Source organism: Psychroserpens sp. XS_ASV72 (genome assembly GCF_041224425.1).
In the GTDB taxonomy this organism is placed as follows: Bacteria; Bacteroidota; Bacteroidia; order Flavobacteriales; family Flavobacteriaceae; genus Psychroserpens.
This window is the reverse complement of record NZ_JBGFGL010000071.1, coordinates 159,617-171,932: the sequence shown is the minus strand read 5'-3', so window position 1 is coordinate 171,932 and position 12,316 is coordinate 159,617. Positions and strand designations below refer to the sequence as shown.

Annotated in this window: 7 protein-coding genes; 5 read left to right on the top strand and 2 right to left on the bottom strand. The window is 37.9% G+C overall.

The genetic code is table 11. From position 1 onward, the window contains the following. Positions 1-5: 5 nt before the first annotated feature. Positions 6-884 (bottom strand): 1-aminocyclopropane-1-carboxylate deaminase/D-cysteine desulfhydrase, encoded by an 879-nt coding sequence (locus AB9K26_RS04510; RefSeq protein ID WP_369971349.1) that lies wholly within the window; start codon positions 882-884, stop codon positions 6-8. Between the two features lie 172 nt (positions 885-1,056). Here AB9K26_RS04510 and AB9K26_RS04505 point away from each other — a divergent pair, with 172 nt between their 5' ends. Next, positions 1,057-4,452 (top strand): T9SS sorting signal type C domain-containing protein, encoded by a 3,396-nt coding sequence (locus AB9K26_RS04505; protein ID WP_369971348.1) that lies wholly within the window; start codon positions 1,057-1,059, stop codon positions 4,450-4,452. Between the two features lie 315 nt (positions 4,453-4,767). Further along, the gene (locus AB9K26_RS04500; protein ID WP_369971347.1) at positions 4,768-9,174 is read left to right on the top strand and encodes a T9SS sorting signal type C domain-containing protein; all 4,407 of its coding nucleotides are present in this window, start codon (positions 4,768-4,770) and stop codon (positions 9,172-9,174) included. On the opposite strand, the gene AB9K26_RS04495 is transcribed toward AB9K26_RS04500, so the two are convergent. Beyond that, on the bottom strand, positions 9,171-9,500 hold the full coding sequence (locus AB9K26_RS04495) for a hypothetical protein (protein WP_369971346.1): 330 nt from the start codon (positions 9,498-9,500) through the stop codon (positions 9,171-9,173). The two genes, AB9K26_RS04500 and AB9K26_RS04495, sit on opposite strands and share 4 nt — an antisense overlap. Before the next feature lie 49 nt (positions 9,501-9,549). Here AB9K26_RS04495 and AB9K26_RS04490 point away from each other — a divergent pair, with 49 nt between their 5' ends. From AB9K26_RS04490 to AB9K26_RS04480, 3 genes are read left to right on the top strand one after another with little or no spacing between them, the layout of a single operon-like run. Continuing rightward, positions 9,550-9,711: a DUF5522 domain-containing protein gene (locus tag AB9K26_RS04490; RefSeq protein WP_369971345.1), complete on the top strand. Its 162-nt coding sequence runs from the start codon at positions 9,550-9,552 to the stop codon at positions 9,709-9,711. Beyond that, a complete protein-coding gene (locus AB9K26_RS04485; protein WP_369971344.1) occupies positions 9,711-11,720 on the top strand; it encodes a urocanate hydratase in 2,010 nt (669 codons plus the stop codon). The genes AB9K26_RS04490 and AB9K26_RS04485 overlap by 1 nt, the downstream gene beginning before the upstream one ends. 16 nt (positions 11,721-11,736) lie before the next feature. Beyond that, a complete protein-coding gene (locus AB9K26_RS04480; protein WP_369971343.1) occupies positions 11,737-12,288 on the top strand; it encodes a DUF4136 domain-containing protein in 552 nt (183 codons plus the stop codon). Positions 12,289-12,316 lie beyond the last annotated feature (28 nt).

The window sequence follows — 12,316 nt, the reverse complement described above, 5'->3', positions numbered from 1 at the left end:
AAACATTAAACGATTAAGGGCTTGTTTTGTTGCTTCAAAACTGTATTCATTCCAGCTATACCTTGCAAACCACCTGTATGAACAGCTAAAATTTTAGCGTTTTCATCAAAATAACCTTTTTGAATCATATCGCAAATACCAAACATCATTTTTCCAGTGTAAATAGGGTCTAGAGGTATGTTGTATTGCAACTTAAATGTATTGATAAAAGCGATTAGTGCATCGGTTACTTTTGCATAACCACCAAAGTGATAATCAAGATTGAGCTCCCAATTTGTTTTAGCTGCAAATTTAGTGATTTCTTTATTTAAAAAATCACCTTTTAACGCCGGAAAACCAATAATTTTCTGATGTTTAAAACTTGAATTGATAAGTCCTGAAATTGTTCCGCCTGTTCCCACAGGACAACAGATATAATCGAACTTTGCATCGGCTTCTTCAAGAATCTCTTCACAACCTTTAACCGCAAGCGCATTTGTGCCGCCTTCAGGAAGCACATAAATATTATGAAACGCCTCTTTTAACTGATTTAAAAAAAGCGGATTATTTTTGTTACGATACTGCTCTCTGCTCACAAATTTGAATTCCATTCCGCAGTTTTGAGCAAAAGTCAACGTTGGATTTTGACTGATAGAATCAGCTAATTCCTCACCTCTAATAACACCTACGGTTTTAAACCCGTATTCTTTTCCAGCATAAGCCACTGCAGCAATATGATTTGAATAGGCACCACCGAAAGTCAACAGGGTCTCTTTTTTCTGTTTTTTGGCTTCTAAAACATTGTATTTTAATTTTCTCAGTTTATTGCCTGAAATAAAGGGATGGTTTAAATAATCTGGCAATATAAACAAATGGTTTTCAAGCTGAAGGCGGTTTTTACCCATAAAACTATACATTTCATCAAATATGTAAAGAAATCTTTATTTTTCTGTTAAAATTATATATTTTTGAATATCTTATAAAGACAAAATACCCCAAATTTCTGTCTGATTATTTTCCTACGTTAAAGATATCCCAACAAGGGTGTCTTTGTTTATGCTCTAAATTGTTAAGATTATGATTAGAAAATTACAGGTTTTTCTTTTATGTTTATTTATAGGTCAAACTACGTTTAGTCAAGCCCCAGGACCTGATTGTACAAGTCCAGTACCATTAACTTTGGTGCCTGGAGCAACTATATCCACTGGGCAACAAACCACACAAGGCTTAGGCAATGCATACAACTCAGGTGCCTACACCTGCGCTCCAATACCAACTTGGTTTGGTAGTGGTGAAGATGGAGTATATATCATTGATGTTGTTATTGGTGGCGATTATACATTTAATCTCCTAAATTCCTACGGTACAAACCTAAAAGCCCTAGGTATTTTTTCAGGCTGTCCTAATACGGCAGGTAACTGTGTTGGAGGTATTTACACTGCTAGTGCCATTGGTGGCACGGCAACTTATACCTTGACACCTGGCACCTATTACATTTTTATTGATGATCATGCGGCACCAAATTATGCGGAATTTATTTTAGAAATTACATCTCCTGCTGCACCTCCAGAGAACAATGATTGTTCTGGAGCTATTGAATTATATTCAAATGTTAATTGTCTATTAGAAACATTTACCAACGTTGCTGCAACCGATTCTGGTGAACTTCCTCTGCCTGGATGTGCTAGTTATTCAACTGGTGACGTATGGTTTACTTACGAAGTGAATTCCACAGGAGAATTAACTATTGAAACTAACAACACAGTTATAGATACTGGTATAGCTGTTTACTCAGGGACTTGCGGATCACTTTCTTTGATTGAATGTGATGATGACGATGGTGCTTTCCCTATTGACTCATCAATTACTCTTACAGGTAGAACTCCAGGTGAAATTCTTTATATTCGTGTTTGGGACTTTTTTGATGGTGAAGGTGCTTTTGACATTTGTCTTACTACTCCTGTTCCTGCTGGAACCAATGGCGTCAATATGAATTGCCCTGGTGAAACTCCTAGAGAACTTACCTCTGACATCGGACTTACATGTGGTGCAGTTGTAGGAACTACGAGTTTAGGCAACACAATAAGTGGCAGTCTTAATGCAGCAACTGATCCTGTTGCTCCAAGACCTGAATCAGCAGCAAATAATACTACTTGTTTATTTTCAGCTAATACTTCAAATTATACAACAACACCATTTACAGTTACCGAAACTGGTACTTATATTTTTGAAATGACCTCAGGAGGCTTTGATGGTATGGGCTATATTGTTGAAACTGGTTTTACACCAGGTGTCTGTGGAGCTGGATTTGTAATTCGAGATGATGATTCAGGTGTTGGTTTATTGCCTCAGATGACAGTAAATCTTACTACAGGTGTTAATTACATTCTCATTACTACAGTATTTGGTTTTTCCTCGACTACTGTCTCAGGCGCATATACTTGGAACGTAAGCTTTCCTGTTTCAACACCTGCTCCTGACTGGTTTACAGTCGCTGCTGGAGGAACAGCGATTGGATCAGGTGACGGATTTAACCCTGTAGGTGTTGCAGGCTCTGGATTACCAGACACCAATACACCAGGCATCTATTCGTTCTGGGCTGAATGTCCTTTAAATCCTGGTGTAAGACAACAAGCAGACTTTGTTATTGGTAAGACTTGGACAGGTGCAACGAATACAAACTGGAATACAGGTTCAAACTGGACGCAAGGGACGGCTCCAACCGACGAGCAATGTGTTTGTATTGAAGCTACAGCTAACGATCCAATAATTGGTGATAACATCAATGCAGATGGTTACGATATAACGGTTAAAACTGGAGCGTCTTTGACATTAGTTGGTGATACCGATACCAGTGGTTTCGGATCTTCATTGACCTTGCAAGATAAAATTGACGTTCAAGGTACTGGTACACTTACCGTACAAGATGGTGCTAGTTTGATACAAGTTCTTGATTCTGGTGTTAATACTGGAAACATCACTCTTAGTAGAGATACTGATATCAGACGTACCGACTACGTGTATTGGTCTAGTCCTGTACAAGGATTCGATGTCTCTAATGTTTATGCTGGTTTCACACCAACAAACTACATTTATGAATGGATTCCAACGGTTGCCACTGGGACTTTTGCGCCTGGTGTTTTACCAACTGGAGGTATGCCAATATGCTACGGAACATGGAGTGGACTTAGCTCTGGTACGATGACTCAAGGAAAAGGTTATATCGTTAGAGGTCCAACCAACCACACAACAACGGTTTCAACAGCTACTTCGACCTTTACTGGTGTGCCAAATAACGGTGAAATTACACAACCTATTTCGAGTGGTGATAATAGTTTTGCCTATAGCAATTACACATACAATCCTTATGGAGACATTCTCACAGTGACACCATTTGATGATAACTGGAACCTTTTAGGAAACCCTTATCCTTCAGCGCTTGATGCACAAAGCTTTTTAACGCATCCTGACAACTCAATTATTGAAGGTGCGGTTCATATTTGGACACATGGCACTCAAATTGGTGCTAATGGTGAGTCTTTCTATGATGACTTCCTATTAACTTATGATGTGAACGATTATACCACTTATAATTTCTCTGGAACCAATACGTATGCTGACGAAACATTTGGTGGTAAAATAGCTTCTGGACAAGGATTTTTTGTTCTGGCGCTTAACGATAACGAGTCTGGAAGCGTGACTTTTAACAATAGCATGAGAGATCGCACGCATAGCAATACGGTTTTCTATAGAAACAGTGATCCTAATACTCAAGACACTAATGCTATTGAACGTCATAGAATCTGGTTGAATTTAATTGATGACAGCGAAAATGCTTCGAGTATCATGGTTGGTTACATTGAAGGTGCTACTCAAGAGAAAGACCGTCTTTACGATGCTTACTTAAGAGAAGTAAATAATTTGAGCATTTACTCTAAAATTGATGACGAGCGTATGATCATCCAAGGAAGGTCGTTGCCTTTTAACGAAGCTGATCAAATTCCTTTAGGAACGGTTCTTCCTGATCCTGGTCAATACACCATTGCAATTAGTGGAGTTGATGGCTTGTTCTTGAACAATGATCAAAACATTTATTTGGAAGATACTTATACCAATGTCATTCACAATCTAAAAGCGTCACCATATACCTTTACGGTAGACGATGCTATCGATTATGGAGATCGTTTCATATTAAGATATACTGATGATACCTTAAGTATCAATGAATTTGAATTGAATGGCCTTTCTATCATTGCACCAAAAGGTAATTACATTAAGGTAACATCTAGCAGCAATACTATTGATTCTGTTGTCGTTTATGACCTATTAGGAAGAACCATGTACAACCAAACAGGTATTGGTGCTTCAGAATTCACCGTTCAAAACCCTAACTTATCAAGTGGTTCTTATATTGTAAAAGCGACGCTGAACAACGGCATCGCAAAAACCCAAAAAGTAATCCTGAAACGTTAGGCTTAAAATATTTAAACACCAAAAAAAGCCTCGACGACCATCGAGGCTTTTTTCATCTATAATAGGAATTGAAATCCAAACTGAGAATAGTTTTAAGTTTTATCTAAAACAATCGATTATTCGCAACAAAAAAATTGACTTTCATCCAATAAAAAAGTCCTTTAACAAAAAAACCGATAATTATCTAAATTTTTATTAAATTTATATAAATATTGAGTACATTGACACTCAAATATTTACCCCAAACTATCTAAAATTTTTACCGCTCAAGACTAATGAATGAATGCTGTGCTAGTCATGATAAAATTTTAGAATATGACAAAAAAATTACTCGCTTTACTAACTTTTGTTTTTCTCATCAATATTTACAGTTTTGGTCAATGTACTAATACTATTGCTTGGGGTGGAGCCGTAGCACCTACAGATAACAACCCTGTTAACATTAGCTTTTGTAATTATCAAGAAGAGTATGCTCCAATTACAAGTGTGGTCGCTGGTGAAACTTATGAAATCACGAGTGACTGTGGTGGTTATATTACAGTGAGAAGTGGAGCCTACAATGGTCCTGTTGTTGGAAGTGGAAATGAGCCTTATTCTTTCACAGCTACTGTTTCTGGAGATCATTATGTACATTTTAATACCAATGCTGCTTGTGGTACTGCAACAACCTGTTGTGTGACTGAGATAACCTGTACTTCTTGTTCTGGACCAATGCCGCCTGCAAATGACGATCCTTGTAGTGCACAAACATTAACGGTTAATGCGACTTGTTCATTTACAACTTATACAAATGCCAACGCTACAGCTTCTACAGGTGTACCAGCGCCTGGTTGTGCCAGCTACAGTGGTGGTGATGTTTGGTTTACAGCAACAGTACCAGCAAGTGGAAATATAACAATTGACACGGATTCTGGTGTTATGACAGATAGTGGTATGGCCATTTATTCTGGAACCTGTGGTTCGTTATCATTGATTGAGTGTGACGATGATGATAGTACTAATGGAGCCATGTCTTCAATAACAAGAACAGGTTTAACACCTGGTTCAACCATTTACATTAGAGTTTGGGAATATGGAAACAATAACAACGGGACGTTTGATATTTGTGTCACTGAACCTGCACCTCCACCTTCAAATGACGAACCTTGTAATGCAGATCCTTTAACTACAGGAACGTCATGTACAAGTGTGTCTGGTACTATTGAAAATGCAACAGATTCAGGAATCGATGCCTGTTTTGGAACTCCAGACAACGATGTTTGGTATAGCTTTGTTGCAACCACTACTTCGCACAATATTCAAATTACAAACATTGCTGGTAGTGATTTCGATTTGTACCATGCAGTGTATGGTGGATTTACAGCTCCTGATTGCTCTGTAGCAGTTGGTGATAATGTGAGTTGTTCAGATCCTAATACAAGTACTGTATCTGGTTTAACCATTGGAGATACGTATTTCATTCAAGTATTTACTTATTTTTCAGGTCCAGAAACCACAACTTTCGATATTTGTGTAGTTGAGCCTCCTCCACCTCCACCAAATGATGAGCCTTGTAATGCAGTGGCTTTAACTCCAGATATGGCTTGTGTAAGCACTTCAGGATATGTAGAAAATGCAACCGACTCTGGTATTGATTCTTGCTTCGGAACACCAGATAATGATGTTTGGTATAGCTTTGTAGCTACCGATACGACACATTCTATTCAATTGTCTAATGTTGCAGGTAGTGATACTGACATGTATCATGCAGTTTATGGAGGGTTTACGGCTCCTGACTGTTCGGTGGCTGTTGGAGATAACATTAGTTGTTCTGATGCTAACGCCAGTACAGTTACTGGTTTAACCATTGGTGATACTTATTTTGTTCAGGTGTTCACATATTATTCTGCTCCGGAAACTACAACTTTTGATATCTGTATTAAAGAACCATGTATGTTGCCTGCACCAATAGCGACTCAAGCTTGTCCTTTTGTTGATGTTACACCAGACAGTAGTACGATTGGGTCTTGTGGTTCGGGTTCTGCTTCTGAAACCTTGACTGCTGACTTTTTAGATTTAGGAGATACTTCAGATTACGATGTTGATTTGATTCCTTACGATGCTACATATTTTGCAAGCTTATCTGCTGCTGCAACTAGTAACGTCGCTTTATCTGACGATGATAGATGGTCTGATTTGTCTTATGTAATGCCTATTGACTTTTGCTTTTTTGGCAATAACATCAACGACTTTGTAGTTGGCGCCAATAGCATGGTTTCCTTTAACTTCACTTATGCCAATACCGCATGTGGTTATAGTTTTGATGAAGATTTACCTAGTACAGATCAAGCACTGTTCCCTAACACCATATATGCTGCTTACCACGATATCGACCCAGGAGTTGGTGGTAGTATTCGATTTGGGACTTCTTCAGTTGGAGGTTGCAATGTACTAGTGGTGATTTGGGATAATGTTCCTATGTTTTATGACAATAGCAGATACCACACCTCTATGTTGGTTTTATATGAAGACACCAACATTATTGAGGTTTATATCGAAGAAAAAGTTATTGATGGTGGTGCACCTTGGAATGGTGGAAATGCCATTGTTGGAGTACAAAATCCTGGAGCAACTCAAGCGGTTGTGGCGCAATGTCGAAATAGTTTGGATGACAACTGGACAGCAACAAATGAAGCTTGGCGCTTTACACCTTCAGGTGGTGCATCAATTGCTACTTTGGAATGGCTTGAAAATGGTGTACACAATCCATCTTATGATGGTCAAACCTCAATAAATGTGAGTCCGGCTTCAACAACGACATATACTGCTGAAGTAACTTATGCGTTATGTGACAGTTCAACATTAGTGGTTAGTGATGCGACGACAGTTACGGTTTCAGGCGGAAAAGTTTGGACTGGCTTAACATCAAGCAACTGGATGGAGCCATCAAACTGGTCTGATCTTGCTGTACCAACTTCAGCAGATTGTGTAATTATTCCAGCAACAGCAAATGATCCTATCTTATATGACAATGCCAATGGTGATGGTTTGTATATGGTTATTGAAACAGGTGCCACATTAACCTTAAATGCAGATGCCAATACAGATGGATTTGCCTCTTCCTTAACCATTCAAGACTTTATAGATATTCAAGGAACTGGTCAGCTCATCATTCAGGATGGTGCAAGTTTGATTCAGGTTTATGACAGTTCAACAGCCAATACACCTACAGCTCCTAACACTGGAAATATTACGCTTTATAGAGACACTAGTATTAGAAATACAGACTACGTTTATTGGTCCAGTCCTGTACAAGGCTTTAATGTTTCTAGCGTATATGGCGGCTTTACACCAACAAACTATATTTACGAATGGATTCCAACTGTTCCAACTGGAACTTTTGCTCCTGGTGTGTTGCCTACAGGTGGAATGCCTATCTGTTTTGGAACCTGGAACCCAAGTTCTGGTATAATGACTGAAGGTAAAGGTTATATTGTTAGAGGTCCAACAAACCACACCACAACAATTTCAACAGCTACAGCAACGTTTAATGGTGTTGCCAACAATGGTGTTTATACGCAACCAATTAGTAGTGGAGACAATAGTTTTGCTTATAGCAATTATACATATAACCCTTATGGAAATGATGTTTTAACTGTTACACCTTTTGATGACAACTGGAATTTATTAGGGAATCCTTATCCTTCAGCTCTAGATGCGCAAAGCTTTTTGACCCATCCTAACAACACCATTATTGAAGGTGCCGTTCATATTTGGACGCATGGCACTCAAATTGGTGCTAATGGTGATTCATTCTATGACGATTTTGAATTCACTTATGATGTGAGCGATTACACTACGTATAATTTCTCTGGAACCAATACGTATACTGATGAATCGTTTGGTGGAAAAATTGCTTCTGGTCAAGGATTCTTTGTATTGGCACTAAACGATAACGAATCTGGCAGTGTCACTTTCAATAACAGTATGAGGGACAGAACCCATAGCAATACTGCGTTTTATAGAACATCTGAATCTTCAGAAGAAAGCAATGAGTTGGAACGCCATCGAATTTGGTTAAATCTACTTGACGATGATGGAGGTTCCTCAAGCATACTTGTTGGATATATTGAAAATGCCACACAAGGAAAAGATAGACTTTATGACGCTTATGTCAGGGAAATGAATTCACTGAGTTTTTATTCAAAAATTGAAGACCAACGAATGATCATTCAAGGTAGAACATTGCCTTTTGATAATCAAGACCAAGTACCTCTTGGAACCGTCCTTCCAAGCGCTGGACAATACACTATTGCTATTGATAATGTTGATGGTTTATTTTTAAACGATGAGCAAAGCATTTATCTTGAAGATACTTATACGAATACCATTCATAACTTAAGAACCTCTCCATACTCATTTTCAGTTTCTGAAGCTGTTGATTATGATACTAGATTTATCTTAAGATATACAGATGACACTTTGAGCATTACTGAATTAGAACTGAATGCCTTATCAATCAAAGCACCTAAAGGAAACTACATAAAGGTAAATTCTGGAAGAGGGCAAATTTCATCGGTTATAGTGTATGACCTCTTAGGAAGAACCTTGTTTGACAAATCAAATATCAACACTACTGATTTTGTTATTCAAAACCACAACCTTTCGGATGGTGCCTATATTGTAAAAGCTACTTTAACAAACGGTGTCTCAAAAGTTCAAAAAGTAGTTCTCAAGCATTAAGGTTTTACATATTTCAAAAAAGACCATAAAGACCTTGACTTTAAATAGTTAAGGTCTTTTTCATTGGAATAAGCTTCTCTTTCAAAAGAGATTTGCTGATAGGCTTTATTCCAATTGAAACTCTTCAAATAGAAATATAAAAATTCTAATACATACCATATATAAAATGGCAGAATCAAAAGTTCTATCTGTTGTTGAAGGTGAATTTTTTCATGATTAATCAATACCAAATCTTTCTTTGAAACAGACTGTTTCAAAAAAATAAATGGAAAAATAGTAATGCCTCTATAACCTTTTGGCACAATATGTTTGAAAACACGAATCATGATTTATGACATTCAAAAATCAATCCAATTTGCCTTATCTTTGTAAGGTATGAAAAAAATCATCCCTTTAGAAGAAGGCGATTACTATATAACTCCAGAAGGCTATCGCTGTTTTACTGAACAATATCTTTTAAAAAGAGGCTATTGCTGTGAAAGCGGCTGCAGACATTGTCCTTATGGTTTCGATAAAAATTCTTTAAAACAAAAGTAATGGAAATCACTACTGTATCGTTTCAAAATCAAATCAAAGAAGGTATCCCTAAAACCTTACCAGAGCCAAAGGCTTATGATCCTTCAATCAACCATGCTCCCAAGCGCAAAGATATCCTTACTAAACAAGAGAAGGCTTTAGCATTACAAAATGCACTGCGCTATTTTGATCCGTCACTTCATGCTGATTTAATTCATGAGTTTAATGAAGAGCTCGAAACCTATGGTCGTATTTACATGTACAGATTCCGTCCAGATTATAAAATGTATGCTCGACCAATTGAAGAGTATCCAGCCAAGTCTAAGCAAGCTGCAGCTATCATGTTGATGATTCAAAATAATCTAGATTATGCTGTAGCGCAACATCCTCATGAGTTGATCACCTATGGTGGCAATGGTGCTGTATTTTCTAATTGGGCGCAGTATCGATTAACCATGAAATATCTTTCAGAAATGACTGATGAGCAAACACTTGTCATGTATTCTGGACATCCTTTAGGATTATTTCCTAGCCATAAAGAAGCACCACGAGTTGTGGTCACCAATGGAATGATGATTCCTAATTATTCAAAACCAGATGACTGGGAAAAATTCAATGCCTTAGGAGTAACTCAATATGGGCAAATGACCGCAGGAAGCTATATGTATATTGGTCCGCAAGGCATCGTACATGGAACAACCATTACCGTTTTAAACGGTTTTAGAAAAATCAACAAAGAGCCTCAAGGCCATCTATTTGTGACATCTGGTTTAGGAGGCATGTCTGGGGCACAACCCAAAGCTGGAAACATTGCTGGTTGTATCACTGTTTGTGCAGAAGTAAATCCTAAAATCACTCAAGTTCGTTTGGACCAAAAATGGATTGATGAAAAAATTACAGATTTGGATGAACTCGTAAAACGTGTCAAACAAGCCAAAGCAAATAAAGAAACGGTATCTATTGCCTATTTGGGAAATGTTGTCGACGTATGGGAAACTTTTGATAAGGAAAATATTCAAATTGACTTGGGAAGTGACCAAACCTCACTCCACAATCCTTGGGCTGGAGGCTACTATCCTGTAGGCATGTCTTTTGAGGACGCCAACGAAATGATGTCTGAAAATCCACAATTATTCAAGACTAAAGTCCAGGAATCATTACGTCGTCATGCTTCTGCCATTAATAAGCATACAGCAAAAGGCACCTATTTCTTTGATTACGGAAACGCCTTTTTGCTGGAAGCCTCAAGAGCTGGTGCTGATGTGATGTCTGAAAAACAAGAATTGGGAAGGGAATTCAAATACCCAAGTTATGTTCAGGATATCATGGGACCAATGTGTTTTGATTATGGTTTTGGACCCTTTAGATGGGTTTGTGCTTCAGGTAAAGCTGAAGATTTGGCAAAAACAGATCAAATAGCCTGTGATGTTCTTGAAGACATCAAAAGTCATTCACCAAAGGAGATTCAGCAACAAATGTCAGATAACATCCAATGGATTAAAGGTGCTCAAGACAATAATTTAGTGGTAGGTTCTCAAGCCAGAATTTTATATGCAGATGCCGAAGGACGGATGAAAATTGCTGAAGCTTTCAATAACGCCATTAAAGAAGGACGCATTGGACCTGTTATTCTTGGACGAGATCATCATGACGTTTCAGGAACAGATTCTCCTTATCGAGAAACTAGTAATATCTATGATGGCTCAAGGTTTACTGCTGATATGGCCATTCACAATGTCATTGGAGATAGTTTTAGAGGCGCTACTTGGGTAAGCATCCACAATGGTGGTGGTGTTGGTTGGGGCGAAGTAATCAATGGTGGATTTGGTATGGTTCTTGATGGTAGTAAAGAAGCGGAAAAACGTTTAAAATCAATGTTGTTTTGGGACGTTAATAATGGAATTGCGAGACGCAATTGGGCGCGAAATGAAGGTGCCATATTTGCCATTAAACGCGCTATGGAAGTAGAGCCAAATTTGAAGGTGACCCTTCCAAATTTTGTAGACAAAGACTTACTTGACTCGTTATAATTTAAAAAATACTGCTATGAAAAACACATTAAAAGTTATACCTATTTTGGTCGTAATGTTTTTTATGACCTCATGTAGCTCTGTTAGAGTTGCCACAGATTATGATAAAGAGGCTAATTTCCAATCTTATAAAACTTTTGCATTCTTTAAGACCGGAATTGACAAAGCAGAAATTAGCGATTTAGACAAAAGAAGAATCCTCAGAGCCATCGAATCTGAATTACTTGCTAAAGGCTTTACAAAATCTGAAAATCCTGATATGCTTATTAGTATTTTTACCAAATCTCAACAACGTGTCAATGTTTACAACAATGCTTGGGGCATTGGTGGCTGGGGCTGGGGAGGCTTTGGTCCAGGTTGGGGTTGGGGTTGGAACCGACAGCCTGTAGTATCTACTCAATCTGAAGGCACGCTTTTTATTGATATAATCGATACTAAAAACAAGCAATTGATTTGGCAAGGCATGGGAACTGGAGTTATTTCCCAAAATATGGAAAAGAAAGAAGAGCAAATTAAAGATTTTGTGGCAAAAATCATGGAAAAGTATCCTCCAGGTTTAACCCAGTAAAAAATTTACACATAAAACAGATTAAAGC